The sequence below is a fragment of the Alkalispirillum mobile genome, from assembly GCF_003664325.1.
Lineage (GTDB): Bacteria > Pseudomonadota > Gammaproteobacteria > Nitrococcales > Halorhodospiraceae > Alkalilimnicola > Alkalilimnicola mobilis.
The window spans coordinates 228,755-250,698 of record NZ_RCDA01000002.1; the positions used below are offsets into that span (position 1 = coordinate 228,755).

The window sequence follows — 21,944 nt, forward strand, 5'->3', positions numbered from 1 at the left end:
GGTTACTGCGGATTAAAGCTAAACGGGCCCCGGGGGCCGGTAAATGGGGTATAACCGGGCGTAACACTCGGAAAAACCAGGCAAATACCCCGCAAGAGGTAGTCGGGGGTAATCTGCTAAGCTGTTGAATAGAAAAAGCAAACTGGAGCGCCGCTGAGTCAGGCGGTGGGCGGCAATACCGGCGGGACTATTTAGGGGTAGCACGAGGTTTCTATGCGAATAATGCTCCTCGGCGGCAAGCGTAGGCGGCTGTCCCTGGCCGGGTCACTGTTTGCCGTTCTGCTGGCGGTGGCGGCCGCCTCGATGTTCGGGATGTTCTACTCCGCCTTCGTGGCCAACACGGCGCAACATGACGCGGCGGCCATCAACGTGGCCGGCTCCTTGCGCATGCAGTCCTACCGTATCGCCACCCACCTGCTGGACGGTCGCGAGCGAGGCGGGCGGACGCTGGCCGATGAGGTGGCCGCCTTCGAGGAGCGCTTGCACAGTGAAGAGCTGTTGCGGCCGATTTCCGGTCGGGCCGATGACGAGGTGCGCATTGCCTGGGAAAACGTCCTCCAGCGCTGGGAACAGGACCTCAAGCCGATCATCGCCGACAACCCCAGTCCCGAGGACGTCGAGGCGTATGTCGTCCGGGTGGACCGCTTCGTGGAGACCGTGGATGACCTGGTGGTCGCGGCCCAGCACGCCGCGGAAGACCGGATGCTCGGCATGCAGGTGGCCCACGGCCTGGGCATTGCGCTGCTCACCGGCCTGGTCTTCTTCGGGCTTTACCGATTGCAAACCCGACTCGCGCTGCCGCTTCGCGAACTGACCCGCACGGCCGATCGCCTCAACCGGGGCGATCTGGAGGCCCGCGCCCGAATCGACAGCCGCGACGAGCTCGGCATATACGCCCGCACTTTCAACCGCATGGCCGATTCGCTCATAGAGATGCAACGCGGCCTGGAATTCCGGGTCGATGAAAAGACCGCGGAGCTGCGGCGGCGTAACAGCGCCCTGGAACTGATCTACAATGCCACTCGGGACCTGAGCGCCGGTGCGATGGAGCCCAGCCACCTCAAGGCCATGCTGGAAACCCTCGAACGGGTCACCGAACTCGGGCCGCTTACCCTGTGCTTTTCCCAACCGGGCGCCCGTCAGGCCTTCGAGACATTGACCACCGACAAAGGGGCCCGCCCCGGCTTCTGTACCGCCCCCTTGTGTGAGAATTGCCTGCGGGCCGGCGTGCAGGGCAGTAGCAGTCAGGTGGCATCGGGGGTATTGTCATTGCCGCTGGAAAACCGCGGGGTGCGTTATGGCACGCTGCTAGTGGCCCACCGCCCCGGCAGCCAGCCCACCGGCTGGCAGCTGCGCTTGGCGGAGACGGTCGCCGGGCATATCGCCGCGGCCCGTGCCCGGGAGCGCGACCTGGACAGTGAACACCGCATCATGTTGATGGAGGAGCGCGCGGTGATCGCGCGGGAGTTGCACGACTCGCTGGCGCAGGCGCTGTCCTACATGAAAATCCAGGTGGCGCGGATGCAGGCGATCAGCCGCCAGCATGAGACCGCGCCGCAAATGGCCCCTGTGCTGTCAGAATTGCGCGAGGGGCTGAATTCGGCTTACCAGCAGCTCCGGGAACTGCTCACCACCTTCCGGCTCGGTATGGACTCGCCCGGGCTCGAGGCGGGGCTCACCAAGGCCGTCCGGGAGTTCTCCGAGCGGGGCGGCATCGGTATCCGCCTGGACTATCGACTGAGCCACTGGCCCCTCAATGCCAACGAGGAGATCCACCTGTTGCAGATCGCCCGGGAGGCCCTGGCCAACGTCATCAACCACAGCGGTGCCACCAGCGCGGACGTGGTGGTGGCACCGGGTGAGAACAACGATGTGGTCCTGGAGGTGTTGGATAACGGCATGGGCATCGATACCAGCCAGGAACAGCGGGCCCACCACTACGGCACCTCCATCATGCGGGAACGGGCGGAGGGCCTGGGTGGCATCCTGCGCCTTGGCAACCGCGCCGGCGGCGGCGCGCGCGTCATGCTCACCTTCCGCCCGGAGTCCATGTCCCGGGTCTCCGAGTTCGAAAATGAACAAATTCAGAACGGGTAGGTAAGAAATGGATTCGAGTGCCGCGCCGAAACGCGTTTTTCTCGTGGATGATCACCCCCTGTTGCGCCGGGGTCTGTGTCAGTTACTGGAGCTGGAGCCGGACCTGGAAGTGGCGGGTGAGGCCGGGAGCGGAGAAGAGGCACTGGAGCGGCTCCCCTCGGCCAGTGCGGACCTGGTCTTGCTCGACCTGAACATGCGGGGGCTGGGCGGGGTGCAGACCCTGGAGGCCATCCGGGCCACGGGGCTCAAGGTCCGCGTGGTCGTGTTGACGGTCTCCGACGCCGCGGACGACGTGCAGGCGGCGTTGCGGGCGGGGGCCGACGGCTACCTGCTGAAGGACATGGAACCGGAAATGCTGGTGGCGGAACTCCGGCGGGCCACCCAGGGCGACCTGGTGGTCTCGCCGGCCCTGGCGGCGGTCCTTGCCCAGGCCGTCACCAAGGCGAATCACTCGCCGACAGAACAGGCACTGGATGCGCTGACCGCCAGGGAAAACGAAATACTGCATCACCTGGCGCTAGGGCAGTCCAATAAGCTGATCGCGCGGGATCTCGACCTGACGGAGGGCACCGTCAAGGTGCACGTCAAGAGCATACTGAAGAAGCTGCGGATGCACTCCCGGGTTGAGGTGGCCATCTGGGCCGTTCAGCACGGCCTGCACCAGAAACAGGCCTGAGGCGGTCGGGCCGAACCGGCATGGAGCCGCCCCTGGGGCGGCTCCATGCGTTCGGGCAAGGTACGGAGGGGCGTTAGCGGGTCCAGGTTTCCTGCCGGGCCTTGCGTTGCTCCTCCTCTTCGATCATCCGATCCACCGATGAGACGTGGTAGTCCTCGGCGAAGGCCCCTTCGGGCTCCTTCAGCATCAGCAGACAGATCACCCAGCTGATGAAGGCACCGGTGGCGATGATGAAGAAGAACTGCGTGGGCGTCACGAAGGTGAAAATCGTCAGGTAGACCACCGCGCCCACGTTGCCGTAGGCGCCGGCCATGCCCGAGATCTGGCCGGTGATGCGCCGTTTGATTGACGGGATGATCCCGAAGGTGGCGCCCTCGGAGCCCTGGACGAAGAACGAGGTCATCATGGTGATGGCAATGGCGACGATCAGGGGCCAGTTGGAGTCCAGCAGCCCCATGAGCACGAAGCCAATCCCGATCCCGAACATGTAACTGAGCATGACGAACCGGCGGTTCCCCATGCGGTCCGAGACCAGGCCGCCCATCGGCCGGGCCACCAGGTTGACGAAGGCGAAGGACGCGGCAATCGCACCCGCAGCCGCCGCGCCCAGACCCCAGGTCTCCTCGAAGAACATGGGCAGCATCGAGACCACGGCCAGTTCGGCACCGAAGTTGGCGAAATAGGTGCTGTTCAGGGCGATGACGCTGTTGAAGTGGTACTTGTCATCTTTGGGCACGCCCTTTTTGAGGATCGGGATATTCACCCGCAGGATCTGCACGACCTGGTAAATCACGATCGCCGCGATGGCGAGGTAGAGAATGGTCGCGCCGGTCGGGGTAATGTAACCCATGTTCTGCACGCGCCACACCAAGAGACCGAGCACCCCCACCAGCGGGATGGTAAAGATGATCAGCTTGATCATGTCGCCCCAGGTGCTCACCTCCATGGCCAGCGCGTTACGGGTGCGCTTGTGGGAGGTGGCGTGGGGGCCATCGGTGATCGCAAACCAGTAGAAGACGCCGTAGCCGGCCATAACGAGCGCACTCACCGCCATTGCCCAGCGCCAGCCATCCTCCCCGCCGAACATGGTCAGGGCGATGGTCGGCAGGGTCATGGCCGCGGCGGCGGAGCCGAAGTTGCCCCAACCGGCGTAGAACCCCTCGGCAAACCCGATATCCCGCGGCCGGAACCAAAGCGCAGTCATGTGAATGCCTACCACGAAACTGGCCCCGACGGAGCTGAGCACCAGTCGTGATATCAGCAACTGGGTCATGGTGTTGCCGAAGGCGAAGAACAGCGCCGGTATCGCCATGAGGATCATCAGGATGGAAAACACCCGGCGTGGGCCGAACCGGTCCAGCGCCATGCCCACGATGATGCGGGCGGGGATGGTCAGGGCCACGTTACATATGGCAAATAGCCGTATGTCATCCTGGGTTAGCCAGTCCACGCTGCGCAACATGCTGGTGGCCAGCGGCGCCATGTTGAACCAGACGTAGAAGGTGATGAAAAAGGCAATCCAGGTGAGGTGAAGGGCCTTGATTTCCCGACTGCGAAATTTAAATATGTCAGCAACTTGCATCGTGCTCTCCCGAGGTGGTTGGGGGCATTAGTTAAGGGGGATCACGGGGCCGGATAGATCAGCAGGGGGCACTCCACCCGCCGCGAGAGAAAAGCGCTGACACTGCCGAAGGTCATGTAGTCGATTTCGTCGACAAAGTAGGTGAGGGACTGGGCAATGATCCCGCCGTCTGGCTTGTTGCTGTGGCGGGCAATGACCAGCAGGTCGGGCTCGCGCCGTTTCGAGGCGGCGAGGATCATTTTGCGCGGGTCACCCTCGGCCAGGATGATCTCGCTCTCCAGCTTCTGCTCGGTGACGAACTCGGCGCCCTCCTCAAGGGCCTGTTTCACCTCGTTGTATTCCTCCTCGAACAGCTCAACATTCCGCTCGGTGGAATCGCGGGGTTCCTCCGCAACACCGATCAACAGGAGCTTGGGGCGCAGCCCCTTGAACATATCCACGGTCTGGGCGAGGGCGAGCTTGGCGTTTCTGGAGCCGTCGTAGGCGATCATGATTTTCATCGGTGTTCTCCGGTGATCTCCGGGAAAACAGCCACGCCCGGCCAACAGGACAGTAGGGTGTTCCGTGCTGCGATTGCGCGGTGGCTGGGCGTGACCCATTACGTAAACTGCATAGCAAGCTAACTTCGGCGAGAGGAGGGGGTAAATATCGTGGATTGCGCTAAAAACTGTGTGCAAAACTCAGCAATATCCCAAACGGGTTATTTTTTCTGACCTTCCAGGTTGCTGATTTTTAGATTTTTAATGCGTTTGCTGGGGCTTGGGTGGCACGGGTATCGGGTGTTATGACTATTTGGAGGTAGCCCGAGGTTTCCCGCCGAGACGCTGCGTTGGTGCCACCGCCCAGGGGGCCCCGCAGGGCGATTGGGCAACACGGGCGGGCGGCTCGGGTTTTGCGCGATGGCGCACGAATTGTCGTGGGCATTACAGCGTTAGGGCTGCTATGGTCAGGGGTGTGGCAGTCGCGGGGAGGCGTGCCAGTGGGGGAGTCACAGTGAGGATCAAACTCGGGCGGTTTACAGTCGCGTTACTGGGTATGGTGGGGGGTGCTGCACTGGCGACGGAACCGCTGGTCTTCAACACCGAAGACTACCCACCCTTCAACTACGAGCGCCCCAGTGGCCGGGTTTCCGGAATCTCCACGGAGATCCTGCGTGAGGCCGCGGAGCGGGCAGAGGTGGATGCCACCTTCCGGATGCAACCCTGGGCCAGGTCTTACGCCATGGCCCAGCGCCAGGCCGGCCACTGCGTTTACTCCACGAGCCGGACCGACGAGCGCGAGGATGCCTTTACCTGGGTGGGGCCGCTGGCGGACAACGACTGGGCGGTATTTGCCCGGCCTGACGCCGATATCCAGATCAACGACCTCGAGGACCTGCACGATTACCGGGTGGGCGGTTTCCGAGACGATGCCACCACGCAGTACCTGGAATCCCGCGGAATTGACGTGGCCACGGTCAGCCGGGACAGCGTGAATGCGCGTTTACTCTCGGTGGGACGGATCGACCTCTGGGCAACCGGTGGGCGGGTCGCGCCCTGGTTGGCCGAGCGGGAAGGTGCCGGTGAGGTGGAGGCCTTGCACGTCTTCCGGCAGGTGGATCTTTACCTGGCGTGCCACCCGGATACGCCGGCGGCCACGTTGGAGGCCCTGCAAGAGGCACTGGACGAAATGCGCGCTGACGGTGCCATGCAGTCCATACGGGACGACTATGGTTGATGCCCCGATTTTCCGTTCTAACCTTCCGGGCACGCGCAAAATCTATGCGTCCGGTCCAAGTCGGTTTGCCGGACTGTCATCGGCCGGTGGTTGCGGTATATTCTGTGTTCTGATCCGGCATAGATCTGCCAATAAAACCAATTAAAGTGCGGGATTATATGATGCCAAGTGTATTTGGGGGCGGCATGCTGGCCAATGACTACCTGCGATTCCGCGATGACCTTGCAGGTAAGGGGATTATCTTCTCGTTCACCGGGTATGTGACGGAGAGCATTCTCACCGCGCTGGGCGAGGCACTGCGGCACAAGATGCGCCTGGATGACGCGGACCCCCAGGTGACGCGCAAGGTTTTCTCGGTTTTCGTCGAGCAGGTGCAGAACATCATCCGCTACTCGGCCGACCGGGAGGAGCAAGGCGCGGCAGAGCCCCTGGCGCTGAGCTCGGGCATGGTCACGGTGGGGCGCGACGAGGGGCGGTTTTTCGTGGTCTGCGGTAACACCGTGACGCCGGCCGATGCGCGCAAGTTGGAGGCACGGCTGAGTGAGCTGGCCCGCATGGATCGCGACGAGCTCCGTAAATACTACAAGACGAAGCTGCGGGAGCCGCCTGAGGAAGACAGCAAGGGGGCCAGTATCGGCCTTATCGAGATTGCCCGTCGGGCTAGCGAACCCATCGAGTTCGACTTCCTCGAGCTGGACGCCCAGCGCGTATTTTTTTGTCTCAAGGCTTATATCTGAGATGACAATGGATGCGATCAATCAGCAAGCCACGGACCGCACACCTCGGGTGCTGTTCGACCCGCAAGCCGGCCGGTTCGAGATGTCCGGCGAATCCTACCCGGAGGATGCGGCCAGTTTTTTCGGGCCCATCATGGAGCAGCTCAGCGCCTTTGTGGCGGAGGACCAGGGGCCGGCGCTCCACGTGGCGCTGGAGATGGCCTATTTCAACAGCAGCAGTGCCAAGGCGCTGATGAACATGTTCCAGATGCTGGAGGATGCGGCCGAACGCGGCCGGGAGATCACCGTGGACTGGTACTACCAGGCCGGGGACGACACCATGGAAGAGTTCGGCGAGGACTTCTCCGAAGATTTCGAGTGCGCCGAGTTTCGCCTCAATGAGCGGGATGATGCCTCCACTTCCATTTGACGACAGGTCAAGCCCATGAATAGCTCGCGCGAGAAACTCCCCGGTAATTGGTCCAGCGCCAGTAACAACGAAAAGGGCCCCCGCTTCTCTCTGTTCGATCAGGAAGAGGCGCTCTTGCAGCACGCTGATCAAATGGTCGACAAGCTGGACCAGGTGGCTGACGGGGTGCGCGAGCTGGCCAATGCCTACCGCCAGAGCTATCGCTCGCAAACGCGGTTGCTGCGCATGAGCGACCGGATGCAACTGGACCTGCAGCAGGCCAACCAGAAACTGGAGGCGCAGGCGGAATCCCTGCGCACGCTCAACGAGGCGCTGGAGCAGGAGGTCCAGGCCCGGGAGCAGCTGGCCGACGAATTACACCGGCTGGCAATGATGGACGACCTAACCGGAGTGTACTCTCGCCGGCAGGTGCTGGAGGTGGGTGAGCGTGAGCTGGCGCGCCGACGGCGCCAGGGTCTCACGCCGCTCACCCTGCTCATGATGGACCTGGACCACTTCAAGCGGATCAACGATCGCTTTGGCCACGCTGCCGGGGATACCGTGCTGGTGGCCTTTGCCGAGGTGTTGCATCGGAACCTGCGGGAGTCCGACGCTGTTGGCCGCCTGGGGGGCGAGGAGTTCCTCGCCGTGCTGCCTGAAGTGGACCTGCGTGGGGGCATGACGCTGGCAGAGCGGATTCGTGAAGAGGTGGCCGCGCTTCGAATCCCCTGGGAGCAGCAGGGGGACGGGAGCGGCAGCGTGGACCTGGATCTGACGGTCAGCATCGGCGTGGCCGCCCTGCGCAGCACCCATGAATCCCTGGACACGGCGATCATGCGCGCCGACGACGCCCTTTATCAGGCCAAGCTCTCTGGCCGCAACCGCGTGATGCTGGCCAAGGCGGAGGAGCGCGGTAACCAGTCGGACCCGGAGGTTTGATGCGGGGAGGCGCGAATGGGGAGCGTGCCATTTCCCGCGGGCTGACCTTCAAGCAGGCGCTCACCACCCTGGTAGTGGTGTTCGTGCTGGGGCTGTTGGCGGCGGCGGTGGAAATCTTCGCGGATTGGCGCACCATGCGTACCGAAGTGCGGGATCACATGGGCCAGACCCTCGCCATGGTGGAGGGCAGCGCCGTGGACGCCGCCTTTGAGATGAACGCTGACGCGGCGCGGCAGGTGGTGCGGGGGCTCTCCGAGTACGAGTTTATCCAGCGGGTGGAACTCTACGACAACTTCGGTGACCGCCTCGCCTTATTCGACCGTCCCCGCCATTGGGACGCCAACGGGGTCACCGGCCGGCTCTTCGACGACATCGCCCACTGGGAGCAGCCGTTAATCCGGCAGGATATCGTCGGGCGGACGGAAGAGGTCGGTGAGCTTCGGGTCCGGCTGGACCCCGACGTCATTGCCAGCGGCTTCATGCAGCGGACCGCCGTCAATGCAGGGGTCAACTTTACCAAGGCCATCGCGATCTCCCTTCTGGTGGTGGCCATCTTCCACTTCCTCATTACCCGACCCCTGTTACGCCTCAACACGGCCATCGGCGAGGTGGATCCGCACCAGCCGGGCGCCTGGCCCGTGCCCGCCATGCCCGGCCATCAGCGAGATGAGCTCGGCCAGATTGTCGGGTCGCTGGATGACCTGCTAAAGGCGTTCCAACGGGGGCTTAACGAACGGGACCAGGCCGAGGACGAGCTCAGGGCCCTGACCGAGGAGCTCGAGCAGCGGGTCCAGGACCGGACCCGGAAGCTGGAAGACGCGATGCACGAGCTGGCGGCCGAGAAGGAGGAGACCGAAACGGCCTACCAGCGCCTGGGCGAGACCCACCGGGAATTGGAAAAGGCGAACCATCTCGTCCTGGAGAGCATCCGCTACGCCCGGCGGATTCAGACGGCGATGCTGCCGGACAAGTCCGCCCTGGGCGATGCCGTCAAGGAAATCTACGTTTGCTGGGAGCCGCTTCACCTGGTGGGGGGCGACTACTTCTGGCTGGAGCGGTTCGGACGTCGCAGCCTTATCGTGGTGGTGGATTGCACCGGCCACGGTGTGCCGGGGGCCTTTATTACCCTCGTGGTGGCCTCGGCGCTGGATCGCATTCTGCACGAGCGCGACCTGCGCAGCCCGGCGGAGATCCTCACCGCGCTGGACGAGATGGTCCGCGCCCGGTTGCGTCAGGATGGCGAGGCGCCGGAATCGGACGACGGACTGGACGCCAGCGTCTGCCTGTGGGACGAGGAGGACCGCAGCGTGACCTTCTCCGGCGCCGGGCTGCCGCTCATTTACGTTGAGGACGGCGAGGCGCGGGAGATCAAGGGCAACCGGGCGGGGCTGGGCTATTACAGCCTGGTGCCGCGCAGGCCGTTCGAGGACCACCGCGTGCCGGTGAGGCCCGGCATGTCTTTCTACCAGCTCACGGACGGGATTCCCGACCACATGGGGGGTGAGCCGAAGCGCTTGCTGGGCCGGCGTCGCGTGCGGCGGTTGATCGCCCGCAACGCCCACCTCCCCATGGAGGACCAGATCCGCCGGCTGGAAACCGAACTCGAGCGCTACCGTGGCCCGGAGCCGCGCCGCGACGACATGACGCTGGTGGGCTTCCAGCCCCTCTGAGCGAGCGCAACGGGCGCTGCCGTTTACGACGCCGCGCCCGCGCCTTATAATGGCCGGCTAACCTTTGCACGGCTTGTAATGAGGCCGCCCAGCCAGAAGGTGTCACCACGTATGCGCATCGCTCAAGAAGCCCTCACCTTTGACGACGTACTCCTGCTGCCTGCCCACTCCGATGTCATGCCGCGTGAGGCGGACCTCAGCACTCAGCTGACCCGGGGTATCCGGCTGCAGGCCCCCATCGTCTCCGCCGCCATGGACACCGTCACCGAGGCACGCCTGGCCATCGCCCTTGCCGAGCAGGGCGGTATTGGCATCGTCCACAAGAACATGACCGTGGCCCAGCAGGCCGAAGAGGTGCGTCGGGTCAAGAAGTTCGAGAGCGGTGTCATCAAGGAGCCGATCACCGTCGACCCCAATACCACCATTCGCGAGGTGCTGGAACTGACCCGCGCCCACGGTATCTCCGGGGTGCCGGTGGTCAACGCCAGTGAGTTGGTGGGCATCGTTACCAGCCGCGATCTGCGCTTCGAGACCCGTCTGGATCAGCCGGTATCCGTGGCCATGACGCCGAAGGAGCGGCTGGTAACCGTCACCGAGGGCGCCGACCGGGACGAGATCCTGGAGAAACTGCACGGCAACCGCATTGAGAAGGTGCTGGTGGTGGACGACGCCTTCCACCTGCGCGGCATGGTGACCGTGAAGGACATCCAGAAGGCGAAGGACTACCCCCATGCCAGCAAGGACGAGTACGGTCGGCTGCGGGTGGGCGCGGCCGTGGGCACGGGGGGCGATACCGAAGAGCGGCTGGCGGCCCTGGTGGAGGCTGGGGTCGACGTGGTGGTGGTGGACACCGCCCACGGCCATTCCCAGGGTGTGCTTAACCGGGTGCGCTGGATCAAGCAGCACTACGCGGACCTGCAGGTCATCGCCGGTAACATCGCCACCGGGCAGGCCGCGCTGGATCTCAAAGCGGCCGGCGCCGACGCCGTCAAGGTGGGCATCGGGCCCGGTTCCATCTGCACCACGCGGGTGGTGGCCGGGGTGGGTGTGCCGCAGATCACGGCCATTGCCAACGTGGCCGAGGCGCTGAAGGGCACCGATCTGCCGTTGATCGCCGACGGGGGCGTGCGCTTCTCCGGCGATCTGGCCAAGGCGCTGGCCGCCGGGGCCCACTGCGTCATGGTCGGCAGTCTCCTTGCAGGTACTGAGGAGGCGCCGGGCGAGGTCGAGCTCTATCAGGGCCGGTCCTACAAGTCCTACCGCGGCATGGGCTCGCTGGGTGCGATGTCCCAGACCCAGGGCTCGGCCGACCGGTACTTCCAGGACCCGACGGCCAACGTCGACAAGCTGGTCCCGGAGGGGATCGAGGGCCGGGTGCCGTACAAGGGCTCCATGGTGGCCATCGTCCATCAGCTGCTGGGCGGTATCCGGGCCAGCATGGGTTACGTGGGCTGTTCCACCATGGAGGAGATGCGCACCCGCCCCGAGTTCGTGCGTATCACCAATGCCGGCATGCGCGAAAGCCACGTCCACGACGTCAGCATCACCAAGGAAGCGCCCAACTACCGGGTGGGTTGAACGCGGCGGACCGGCGGGCCGCCTGGCGTGGCCCGCCGGTCCTTACCCTTTATTGGCCTGAACCCCGAGCACGGAATCGCCGGGGTCAGAATGCCTGTACCAGCATCGGTTCCAGCACGCGTCCCACCAGATAGGCGGCCACCGAGGCCGCGCCCCCCAGCAGCAGCGTCTCCAGCCCCGCGCGCAGGCGCGACATGTCCAGAATGACCCCCTTGGCGTAACCGATCCCGAACAGGGCCAGGGCGGTGCATACGGCGCTGGCGATGAAGTACTCCCCACCGGTGAGGAAGGGGATCAGGAAGGGGGCGAGGGGCACGAAACCGACCAGCACAAAGGCCGTGAACGTGGTCAGGCCCGAGGTGATGGCCGAGGGGCCGTGCAGGGACAGGCCGTGCTCCTCCATCAGCATGGTGTTCACCCACAGTTGGTGGTCGCGGGTGATGGTCTCCACGATGTGTTCCAGCGCCTCGCCATCAAATCCCTTGGCCTCGAAGATGGCCCGGATCTCCTCTCGCTCGCCGTGCGGGTCTGCCGCCACGTGGCGTTGCTCCTGCTGCCGCAGGCGGTGGCGCGCCTCCTCGGTGCTCTTGACTGCCTGGTAGTTGCTGACGGCCATGCTCAGGGCATCGGCGATCAGGCTGGCCACCCCGAGTACGAAGGCCACCATGCCGGGCAGCCCCGCACCGGCCACGCTGGCCACCAGAGCCAGCGTGGTGATACAGCCGTCGATGCCGCCCAGAATGGCGTCGGGAAGATAGCCGCGGTGCTTGTCCTCGGCCAGCCGCTCGCGGATCGCGTCGGGGTGGTGGCTGTGCTCCAGTTCGGGTTCGTTGCGGGGCATCATTTCCCTCCCGGTCGTCGCCGGGCGGGCGACGTTCAGCTGGCGATGGGCCAGGGTGTGGGCGAGTTGTCCGGTCCGTCGTTGTCACTCTGACGGCGCAGCCAGTCGTGGATAAAGCCACCAAGGCGGATGCCGGCCTGGTTCAGGGCCTCGTTGCCGAACAGCAGGTTAAATTCGAGCACGTACCAGTGCCCGTGCACCCGGGCCAGGTCGAAGCCGGCGTGGTCCAGCCCCAGGCGGGTGGCGATCCGCTCGACCAGCTCCAGGGCGGCGCACGGGACATCCGTGAATTCAATCCGCCCGCCCTGCGCCACGTTGTTGTGGAAGCTGCCTTCGGCGCCGTGGCGCCAATAGGCGGAGATCACCCGGTCGCCCAACCAGACCACGCGCAGGTCCCGGTCGATCGGCAGATACTCCTGAAGATACAGACGGTCCTCCCGTGCGGCAAAGGCCTGCAGCGCCTGGCGGTCCGCCAGCAGGAACACCCCCTGGCCCCGGGCGTTGCGTGGCTGTTTGCCCACCATGGGGTAACCGAGTTGCTCCTCGGCCGCCTCGAGGCTGGTCTCCGTGGGCGGCAGGATCAGCGTCTCGGGCACGTGGGCCGGGCAGACGGTCCAGAAGGCGCGGGTCATCTCGATCTTGTCGTAGCCCAGATGATAGCCGGGCAGCGCCGGGAAGACGCGAGCGCCCAGGCCGTAGACCAGGCTGTTCACCTGCCAGGTCTCCGGGAACAGCACCCAGTCGGCGTGTCGAAGTAGCGCCTGCTCCCGGAACAGGTGTTCCGGCTTGATGTAGCGCACGCCCGGGACACCCAGGCTGCGGTATGCGTTGAAGCTGACCAGGTTCATGGCGGGTGGGTCTCCTGGCGATCCTGTGGTCGGGGCGCCGGCCGGGGGCGCGGGTGCGCTCGGGGCACCGCTTGCGGTATGCTGTGGCGCCTTGTCGGCGGTTCTTTTAGCATGTGCCGCCCCCACGCGCCAGCACTCGTTCCAGCGGATCTATCAATGACTCAGGACATACACGCCCACCGTATTCTTATCCTCGATTTCGGCTCCCAGTACACCCAGTTGATCGCCCGCCGCGTGCGCGAGTCCGGTGTCTACTGCGAGATCTACGCCTGGGACGCAGCGGAGCAGGCGGTACGCGACTTTGGCGCCGCCGGCTTCATCCTTTCCGGCGGCCCGGAGTCCATGACCGTGGACAACGGCCCTCGGGTGCCCGAGGCGGTATTCGAGGCCGGCGTGCCGGTGCTGGGCATCTGTTACGGGATGCAGGCGATGGCCGGTCAGCTGGGTGGCCGGGTGGAGGCCTCCGAGCACAAGGAGTTCGGGTACGCGCAGGTCCGGGCCCGCGGCCACTCCAACCTGCTGCGGGACATTGAGGACCACGCCAGTCCCGAGGGCTGGGGGCTGCTGGACGTCTGGATGAGCCACGGTGACCGGGTCGCCGAGTTGCCCGAGGGCTTCAAGCGCATTGCCAGTACCGACAGCTCGCCCATTGCCGGCATCGGAGACGATGAGCGGGGTTACTACGGGGTACAGTTCCACCCGGAGGTCACCCACACCCCGCAGGGGGCGCGCATTCTCTCCCGGTTCGTCCACGAGATCTGCGGCTGCCCGGCGGACTGGACGCCGGGTAATATCGTTGACGACCTGGTGGCGCGGGTCCGCCAGCAGGTGGGCGAAGACAAAGTGCTGTTGGGGTTGTCCGGCGGGGTGGACTCGTCGGTGGTGGCCGCCCTGCTGCACAAGGCCATCGGCGACCAGCTGACCTGCGTCTTCGTGGACAACGGCCTGCTGCGCAAGAACGAGGCCGATCAGGTGATGGCCACCTTCGCCCGCCACATGGGCGTCAACGTCATCCGGGTCGACGCCGAGGACCGTTTCCTGACCGCGCTCAAGGGCGTGGATGACCCGGAGCGCAAGCGAAAGATCATCGGCAACATGTTCATCGAGGTGTTCGACGAGGAGGCCGCCCGCCTGACCGACGTGGACTGGCTGGCCCAGGGCACCATTTATCCGGACGTGATCGAGTCGGCTGGTTCCGCCACCGGCAAGGCCCATGTCATCAAGTCCCACCACAATGTGGGTGGGCTGCCCGAGGACATGAAGCTGAAACTGGTGGAGCCGCTGCGCGAGCTCTTCAAGGACGAGGTGCGGCGCATCGGCCTGGAGCTCGGCCTGCCGGCGGACATGGTCTACCGCCACCCCTTCCCCGGGCCGGGCCTGGGAGTGCGCATCCTGGGCGAGGTGCGCAAGGCGTACGCGGACCTGCTGCGCGAGGCCGACGCCATCTTCATCGAGGAACTGCGTGCCCACGACCTTTACGACCAGGTCAGCCAGGCCTTTGCCGTCTTCCTGCCGGTGAAGTCCGTGGGTGTCACCGGTGATGGCCGGCGCTACGAGTACGTGATCGCCTTGCGCGCGGTGGAGACCATCGATTTCATGACCGCCCGCTGGGCGCATCTGCCCTACGAGTTCCTTGATCACGTCTCCCGGCGTATTATCAATGAAATCCCCGGGATTTCACGCGTTGCCTATGACATCTCCGGCAAGCCCCCGGCGACCATCGAGTGGGAGTGATGTGATCCGCGTGGGCGGGCGAGGAGGGACGGTTTGAGCGATGAGCAGACGGAACACGAGAACCGACCCGAAGGTGGCGAAGCACCCCGTCCCTTGACGGTTGTCGGGATCGGCGCTTCGGCCGGCGGCCTGGATGCCCTCCGGGCCCTGGTCAAGGCGCTGCCCGCGGACACCGGGCTGACCTTCGTGGTCGCCCAGCACCTCTCCCCCCGCCATGAAAGCATGCTCACGCAGCTGCTGGCGCGGGAGACGGCCCTGGCGGTGCGGGAACTCAGCGATGGCCGGCAGCCGGTCGCGGACACCGTGTACGTGGCACCGGCCAGCTACGATGTGCAGCTTGAGGATGGCCGGTTCCGGCTGGTGGAGCCGGGGCGGCGGCCTGGCCCGTCGCCGTCGGTGGACGTGCTGCTGCAGAGCCTGGCCGACGCTTATGGCGACCGCGCGGTGGCGGTGGTGCTCTCCGGCACCGGCTCGGACGGGAGCAGCGGGGTTCGAGCGGTAAAGGCGGCCGGCGGGATTACCTTCGCCCAGGACGCCGATTCCGCCGCCTACGACGGCATGCCGCTGTCCGCCCTCAGCACCGGCTGCGTGGACCGGGTGCTGCCCCCTACCCAGATCGCCGCCGAGTTGGTGCGCATGCTAGCGCAGGAAAACACTGGCCATCCGGTAGCGGACGAGCAGAGCGACGCCGAGATCTGGCGGCAGATCCAGCACGTGGTTTACCAGGCCAGCGGCGTCGACCCCAGTGCCTACAAGGAACGGACAGTGCGCCGGCGCCTCGCCCGACGAATGGCCGCGCGCGGGGTCGACGAGACCCAGGAGTACCTGAGCCTCCTGCGCAATGATGGCAAGGAGGTCGACGCCTTCTACCGCGACCTGCTTATCTCGGTCACCTCTTTCTTCCGCGACGGGCCGGCGTTCGAGGCCCTGGGCAGCCAACTGCGCCAGTACCTGGAAAAGGCCCCGGAGGGGGGCACCTTCCGTGCCTGGGCGCCCGGCTGTGCCACCGGCGAGGAGGCTTACTCCATCGCCATGCTCGTGGATGAAGTGCTGGAAAAGCTGGACCGCAAGGATATCACCGCGCAGGTCTTTGCCACCGACCTGGACAGCCTGGCACTGACCAAGGCCCGAGCCGGCCTGTACGAGCCTGCCGTCATAAACGAGCTGAGCGAGCAGCGCCAGCGCCGCTACTTCACGCGCTCCGGCGACAACTACCGGGTCACCAAGCGGCTGCGCGAGATGCTGGTTTTCGCCCGCCAGGACCTGCTTCACGATCCGCCCTTCCTGCGCATGGACCTGATCAGCTGCCGGAACCTGCTGATCTACCTGACACCTCAGGTGCAACAGCGGCTGTTCTCTGTTTTCGCCTACGCGCTGAGGCCTTCCGGGTTGCTGTTCCTCGGTAAGTCCGAAAACCTCGACCGAGATGAAAACCTGTTCCACCCGCTGGACTATCGCTGGAAGATCTACCGGCGCCGGGGCGGGCCCCGGCGGGCCCGCGTCCCGGCCGGCGGCACCGGCGGGCTTGGTCGGGAAGGTGTCTACGACGAGCAGAACCGTCAGCGCGTAGCGCGCAGGAATAACCCGCCGGAGAGCGCCGAACTGCGCATGCTGCGGGTCGCCGCCGAGGCCTATGCCCCGCCGGCCCTGCTGCTGGACGAATCCCTCGGCATCCACCACATCTTCGGTGACCTGGGCGACTACCTGCGTATCCCCAGCGGGCGTCCCGACTTCTCCGTCCGCAACATCATTCATAACGACCTGCGGGTGGATATCACGGCCCTGGTGGCTCGGGCCAAGCGGGGCGAGCATGCGGTCAGCAGCCGGCGGATCCGCATCGGGGAGGGACGCTCCCCCGTGCGCATGACCGCGCGGCCTGTGCCCGGGGAGGGCGATGACCCGCTCTACCTGGTCACGTTCGACCCGGAGGCGGGGCACCGCCCGACCGCGACCGAAGCCAGTGACGGTGAACCGGTCACCGGTGGGGAAGAAGAGGAGCAGCGGGTCGCCGAGCTCGAGGATGAACTGGCCGCCACCCGTGAGCACCTGCAAACGGTCATCGAGGAGCTGGAGACCACCAACGAGGAGCTGCAGTCGTCGAACGAGGAGTTGCAGTCCTCCAACGAGGAGCTGCAGTCGTCCAACGAGGAGTTGGAGACCACCAACGAGGAACTGCAGTCCACCAACGAGGAACTTACCACCGTCAACGACGAGCTCAACGGCAAGAGCCAGGAGCTCGCCGAGGCTTACGCGGACCTGGAGAGCGTCAAGGACAGCCTGGCCGACCCCTTGCTGGCGGTGGACGACAAACTGCGGATCAAGTTCTACAACCCGGCCACGGACCAGGTGTTCGCCATCCGGCCGGAACACGTGGGCCAGCCGATCTCCTCGGTGGAGCCCCGTCTCCTGATCCCCGATTTCGAGGCCCGGTTGCGGGATGTGCTGCGTACCGGCGAGCTGGTCGAGGCGCAGCTCTCCACCCAGCTGACGGTCACTGAGGAGGGGGGCAGCAACCACGAGGAGCGTCGCCACTTCCTCATGCGTATCCACCCCTGCCGCACCGAGGATGGCGACTACAACGGGGCTGTCCTTACGTTCTTCGAGAACACCGCTATCCGGCGCGCGGAAGGGCGGGTACGGGAGCTCAGCCGGCGCCAGCAGGCCATACTGGATCGCACACCCCTGTTTATCACCCTGCGGGATCCCGCCGGGCGCTACCTCTTTGCCAATCGCACCTTCCTGCGCCTGTTGGGGCGTGAGGCCGACGAGGTGGTGGGGCGTACCGCCGAGGAGGTGCTGCCCGGGGAGGCCGTCAGCCTGCTCGACCAGCACGACTGGCAGACTCTGCGTAGCGGCCAGGCCCAGGAGCGAGAGGAGTCGCTGGCCCTCGAGGCGGGCGAGCCGGCGCGGCAGTTCCTGGTGGAGCGCTTCCCGCTGCACCGCGAGGATGGGGCCATGTACGCCGTCTGCACCATGGGCCTGGATGTCACCGAGCGGTTGCGCGACGCCCAGTGGCTACGGCTGCAGTCACTGGCGCTGGATGCCATTGGCAGCGGGGTGGCTATCGCGGATGCAACCCGGCAGGACCTGCCGCTGGTCTACGTGAACCGCGCCTTCGAGGAGTTGTCGGGCTATCCGGAGGAGGAGATCATCGGGCGCAACTGCCGCTTCCTGCAGGGCAGCGACGCGGACCCGGAGGCGGTTAACCGGATCTCCGCTGGGCTTAGCGCCCAGGAGCGGGTTTCGGTGCTGCTGCGCAATTGCCGGCGTGACGGTGAGCGCTTCTGGAACCGGCTCTTCCTGGAACCGGTCCACGATGAGGCGGGCGCGCTCACCCACTACGTGGGCGTGCAGCAGGATGTGACCGAACAGGTGGAGCGGGAGCAGGCGCTGCGCGACAGCGAAGAGCGACTACTGGGTGCCCAGGTGCTGGCCCGTGTGGCCTGGTTCGAGATCTTCCCGGTTACCGGGGTGATGGACTGGGGCGATACCCTATGGGACCTGTTGGGCGCGCGGCCGGATGCCTTCAAGCCGTCCCTGCCGGCCTTCTTACGTTTCGTGCACCCCAAGGACCGCCCCACCGTGGAGGCTGTGCTCACGGCCGAACGCGGAGCCGGGGACGAACTGGACCTGGAGTACCGGGTGATTCGCCCGGACCAGCAGGTGGCCTGGCTGCAGACCCGTGGGCGCCTGGTGGGGCAGGGTCGTGAGAAGCGCCTGCTCGGCCTGACGCAGGAGACCACCCAACGGCGACAGGCGGAAGATGCGTTGGACCTGGCGCGGCGGCAGGCGGAGGCGGCCAACAGGGCGAAGACGGAGTTCCTCTCCAACATGAGCCACGAGCTGCGCACGCCGCTCAATGCCATCCTGGGCTTCGGCCAATTGCTGCAGGACGATCAAGTGCTGCCGCCGGAGAGCGCGGGCCGGACCTACGTGGACCATATCCTGAACTCCGGGTGGCATCTGCTGGAACTGATCAGCGAGATCCTTGACCTCTCCCGTATCGAGGCCGGCCGGATCGGTATCGAGACCGGCGCCGTATCGCCGCGGGACCTGGTGAACGAGTGCCTGCCGGTGGTCGCCAACCGGGCCGACGCCGAAGGGATCGAGTTGGCGGCGGACGTGGACGCTGCCCCGGCGATCATGGCGGATTTCACCCGGGCCAAGCAGGTACTGATCAACCTGCTTTCCAACGCCATCAAGTACAACCGCCCCGACGGCTGGGTCCGGGTGGAGGCCCGGCAACTGGCCGACGACCGGGTGGCCCTGGACGTCAAGGACTCGGGCCCGGGGTTGAGCGAGAAGGCGCAGGAGAGCCTGTTTCACCCCTTCGATCGACTCGGGCAGGAGCACAGCAGTATCGAAGGCACGGGCATCGGGCTGGTCGTCTCCCTGAGGCTGGCCCGACTCATGGGAGGCGATATCCTGGTGGAGAGTACGCCGGGGCAGGGCAGCACCTTCACCCTGGTATTGCCGCGCGCTGACCAGGCCCGGCCGCTAGCGGCGGGTCGGCACCGGGGTGAAACCGCGGACCAGGATCGACTGCCCCTGCTGAACGAGGCGGAAGCGGGTATGCCCCTGGTGACCTGCGACTCCCCTGCCGTTTCGCCATCGCGGCGCAGGGCAGCGGACGACGAGTTGCAACTGCTCCTCGTGTCGGAAAACGACGAGGTACGCCGGCGGCTGCGGGGGCTGTGCCTGATCCATCCGGAATTGCGGCTGCACGAGGTGGCGACGCCGGAGCAGGGTGCGGACTGGTTGCAGCAGGAGCCTGCCCAGCTGTTGCTGGTCGATGAATACTGGCTGCGCGCAGAACCCAACCACGTGCTCCAGCACCTGCGCGCCGTCGCCGCCGACGAAGAGCTGTCGGCGCTGGTGCTCACGGAGGGAACGGGCGAGGCCCTGGCCCTGGATGAGGCAGGGCCGGTGGATGGCGTTGTAGGGTGGGATGTGCCGCTCCAGCAAATGCTGAATCTGATATTGCGGGTCAGCGAGGCCGGTCGTGACGCGGACTGATCTTTTGCCGGACGCCCCACCCACCGATACCGGCGATGCGGATGACCGCTTCTGGATGCGGCGGGCGCTCGCCCTGGCCGACGAGGCTGAGGCGGCCGGCGAGGTGCCTGTCGGTGCGGTGCTGGTGCAGGGGCGGTGCGAGGTGGCGGCCGCCTGTAACCAGCCCATCGGCAGCCACGATCCCACCGCCCACGCCGAGGTGGTGGCACTGCGCGAAGCTGGACGGGTATTGCAGGCGTATCGGTTACCGGGCACGACGCTTTACGTCACCCTGGAGCCCTGCCCCATGTGCATCGGTGCCATCATCCACGCCCGGGTGGCCCGGGTGGTCTTCGGGGCCAGTGACCCTAAAACCGGGGCCTGCGGGTCCGTGTTCGCACTGGACCGTGCGCCGGAGCACAATCATCGAGTGGAGGTCCATGGCGGGGTGCTGGCGGAGGAGGCGTCGGATCGGTTGCGGCAGTTCTTCCGCGCCCGCCGGCGTGCCCGCCGCTAGGGGGCGAGTGGTTCGGTCACTATGTCCGGCACGGTGTCGAGCAGCGGGGCCGGGGACTCGGGTACCGGCTCCTCGCCCAGGCGTTCGCCCGCCGGTACCTGCCGGCGCTGGGGCTCCGAGAAGCGCTGCAGCAGCTGATAATAGAGCCGCACGTTGCGTACGTAGTGGACGGGCTCCCAGCCCCGGGCGTAGCCGTGGCGGGTCTGGGTATACCAGTGGCGCTGGCTCAGCAACGGCAGGTGGTCGCGGACTACCCGCCAGTCATCCGGGTCATAGCCCCGCTGCCGGGCCAGCCGGCGTGCATCCTGCAGGTGGCCGTAGCCGACGTTATAGGCCGCCAATGCCATCCAGGTGCGGTCCGGCTCCTCCAGTTCCTCCGGCAGCTTGGCCAGTACCCGGGCGAAATAGCGGGCACCGCCGAAGATACTCTGCTTCGGGTCCAGGCGGTTATCCACGTCGACGGAGGCTGCGGTGTTCAAGGTGAGCATCATCAGGCCCCGGACCCCGGTGGGGGAGATGGCCTGGGGGTCCCAGTGGGACTCCTGGTAACCGATGGCCGCGAGCAGGCGCCAGTCCAGCCCGTACTCCCCGGCGGCCTCTTCAAACCAGGCGCGGTAGTCGGGCAGCCGTGCCGCCAGGTGCCGGTTGAAGGCCCGAAAGCCCACGTAATCGAACTGGCCCAGGTAACCGAAGTGCTGTTCGAGCATTGCGGAGAGCCGCCCCTCCATGCGCAGGTCGGTGAAGTGGCGGGCGGCCTCGTCGTAGAGGCTCAAATCCTCGGTGCGCGGGAACGCCCAGGCCAGGCCCTCCAGACTGGTGATCTCGAACGCCTTGCGCAGTTCCGGGTAGTAGGCGCGGTTGATGCTCAACTCGTGCGAGTCCGCGATGGTGTAGCGCACGTCCTCGTTCCAGACGGCGTAAAGCATGGCCTCGCTGTCCGCGTGCTGCATCTCCTGCCAGGTGAGATCGGGGTACTCGCTGTCGCGTAATGCCTCAAGGCGCTCGGCGTGACTGCTGTCGGCGATGACTGCCAGTTCACCGGGCGCGATATCGCCCAGATCGTCGGGGGCACCGCCGGTGCCGACCCGGTAGACCAGGACCTGGGTGATGTCCTTGTAGGGTGGCGTGAACCAATAGCGGTTGCCGCGTTCATGGGTGTAGGTGAGCCCTGCCGCGGCCACATCGACCTCGCCCTCGTCCAGCGCCGTGAAGATGGCCTCAAGGTCCGGTGCAACCACCATGCGCAAGTCCACGCCCAGCCGCTCCGCAAATCCCCGCGCCAGGTCGTACTCCAACCCGGCACGGCCACTGTCCGTCTGGTCGCTCTGGTAGTAGGTGGTGGGGCTGATACGGGTGATGACGCGCAACTCGCCGGCCTCCAGCACGCGCTCCAGCGTTGTCATGGGGGCGGGCTGGCGCGCGCGCTCCCAAAGGAGCCAGGCCAGGGCAACAAGGGCCAGTAACAGCACGCCTGCCAGCAGACGTACCGGTCTGTTCCGCATCCGGTGGTTCCTACTCAATTGCCATTCTTGGTGTTAGACTACGGCCCTCGATCGTTGAGGTACAGCCTTAGGGCTGCAATGGTCGGATACGACCCGATGCGCGGGCAACCGCGCGGTCTGGTCG

16 protein-coding genes are annotated in these 21,944 nt (G+C 65.7%); 11 read left to right on the forward strand and 5 right to left on the reverse strand.

Features of this window, described 5'->3' with window-relative positions; translation table 11 throughout:
- Positions 1–213 precede the first annotated feature (213 nt).
- Both DFR31_RS09285 and narL read left to right on the forward strand, forming a co-directional pair.
- On the forward strand, positions 214–2,097 hold the full coding sequence (locus DFR31_RS09285) for a type IV pili methyl-accepting chemotaxis transducer N-terminal domain-containing protein (RefSeq protein ID WP_121442402.1): 1,884 nt from the start codon (positions 214–216) through the stop codon (positions 2,095–2,097).
- A 7-nt stretch (positions 2,098–2,104) separates the two neighbouring features.
- Positions 2,105–2,773 carry a two-component system response regulator NarL gene (gene narL / locus DFR31_RS09290; RefSeq protein WP_121442403.1) on the forward strand — a complete coding sequence of 223 codons (669 nt, stop codon included), beginning with the start codon at positions 2,105–2,107 and terminating at the stop codon, positions 2,771–2,773.
- A gap of 73 nt (positions 2,774–2,846) precedes the next feature.
- Here the strand turns inward: narL and DFR31_RS09295 are convergent, their stop codons facing one another.
- Positions 2,847–4,355 carry an MFS transporter gene (locus DFR31_RS09295; RefSeq protein WP_121442404.1) on the reverse strand — a complete coding sequence of 503 codons (1,509 nt, stop codon included), beginning with the start codon at positions 4,353–4,355 and terminating at the stop codon, positions 2,847–2,849.
- Positions 4,356–4,396: 41 nt separating this feature from the next.
- A complete protein-coding gene (locus DFR31_RS09300) occupies positions 4,397–4,855 on the reverse strand; it encodes a universal stress protein (protein WP_121442405.1) in 459 nt (152 codons plus the stop codon).
- Positions 4,856–5,348: 493 nt separating this feature from the next.
- On the opposite strand from DFR31_RS09300, the gene DFR31_RS09305 reads away from it, so the two are divergent.
- From DFR31_RS09305 to guaB, 6 genes are all read left to right on the forward strand, one after another.
- Complete coding sequence (locus tag DFR31_RS09305) at positions 5,349–6,071, forward strand: substrate-binding periplasmic protein (RefSeq protein WP_245971144.1); 723 nt, start codon at positions 5,349–5,351, stop codon at positions 6,069–6,071.
- 161 nt (positions 6,072–6,232) lie between these two features.
- Entirely contained in the window at positions 6,233–6,808 is a 576-nt protein-coding gene (locus DFR31_RS09310) for a SiaB family protein kinase (RefSeq protein WP_245971145.1), read from the forward strand.
- Between the two features lies 1 nt (position 6,809).
- A complete protein-coding gene (locus DFR31_RS09315; RefSeq protein WP_121442408.1) occupies positions 6,810–7,217 on the forward strand; it encodes a DUF1987 domain-containing protein in 408 nt (135 codons plus the stop codon).
- A 15-nt stretch (positions 7,218–7,232) separates the two neighbouring features.
- Positions 7,233–8,135 (forward strand): GGDEF domain-containing protein, encoded by a 903-nt coding sequence (locus tag DFR31_RS09320; protein ID WP_121442409.1) that lies wholly within the window; start codon positions 7,233–7,235, stop codon positions 8,133–8,135.
- Positions 8,135–9,805 (forward strand): SpoIIE family protein phosphatase, encoded by a 1,671-nt coding sequence (locus tag DFR31_RS09325; protein ID WP_121442410.1) that lies wholly within the window; start codon positions 8,135–8,137, stop codon positions 9,803–9,805. The genes DFR31_RS09320 and DFR31_RS09325 overlap by 1 nt, the downstream gene beginning before the upstream one ends.
- Before the next feature lie 111 nt (positions 9,806–9,916).
- Positions 9,917–11,383, forward strand: a complete 1,467-nt coding sequence (guaB, locus tag DFR31_RS09330) for an IMP dehydrogenase (protein ID WP_121442411.1) — start codon at positions 9,917–9,919, stop codon at positions 11,381–11,383.
- 85 nt (positions 11,384–11,468) lie between these two features.
- Here the strand turns inward: guaB and DFR31_RS09335 are convergent, their stop codons facing one another.
- Together DFR31_RS09335 and DFR31_RS09340 are read right to left on the reverse strand one after the other, a co-directional pair.
- Positions 11,469–12,224, reverse strand: coding sequence for a VIT1/CCC1 transporter family protein (locus tag DFR31_RS09335; protein ID WP_121442525.1), 756 nt, complete (start codon positions 12,222–12,224; stop codon positions 11,469–11,471).
- 35 nt (positions 12,225–12,259) lie between these two features.
- Entirely contained in the window at positions 12,260–13,072 is an 813-nt protein-coding gene (locus tag DFR31_RS09340) for an ATP-grasp domain-containing protein (RefSeq protein ID WP_121442412.1), read from the reverse strand.
- 156 nt (positions 13,073–13,228) lie between these two features.
- Between DFR31_RS09340 and guaA the strand changes: the two genes are divergently transcribed.
- Genes guaA through tadA form a run of 3 tightly spaced genes read left to right on the forward strand, consistent with a single transcriptional unit; the run spans position 13,229 to position 20,318 of the window.
- Entirely contained in the window at positions 13,229–14,806 is a 1,578-nt protein-coding gene (gene guaA / locus DFR31_RS09345) for a glutamine-hydrolyzing GMP synthase (protein WP_121442413.1), read from the forward strand.
- 33 nt (positions 14,807–14,839) lie between these two features.
- Entirely contained in the window at positions 14,840–19,822 is a 4,983-nt protein-coding gene (locus tag DFR31_RS09350) for a chemotaxis protein CheB (RefSeq protein WP_121442414.1), read from the forward strand.
- Positions 19,809–20,318, forward strand: a complete 510-nt coding sequence (gene tadA / locus DFR31_RS09355) for a tRNA adenosine(34) deaminase TadA (RefSeq protein WP_281273359.1) — start codon at positions 19,809–19,811, stop codon at positions 20,316–20,318. Before DFR31_RS09350 ends, tadA begins: the two co-directional genes overlap by 14 nt.
- Here tadA and mltF read toward each other — a convergent pair.
- The gene (gene mltF / locus DFR31_RS09360) at positions 20,315–21,820 is read right to left on the reverse strand and encodes a membrane-bound lytic murein transglycosylase MltF (protein ID WP_121442415.1); all 1,506 of its coding nucleotides are present in this window, start codon (positions 21,818–21,820) and stop codon (positions 20,315–20,317) included. The two genes, tadA and mltF, sit on opposite strands and share 4 nt — an antisense overlap.
- Between the last annotated feature and the right edge of the window lie 124 nt (positions 21,821–21,944).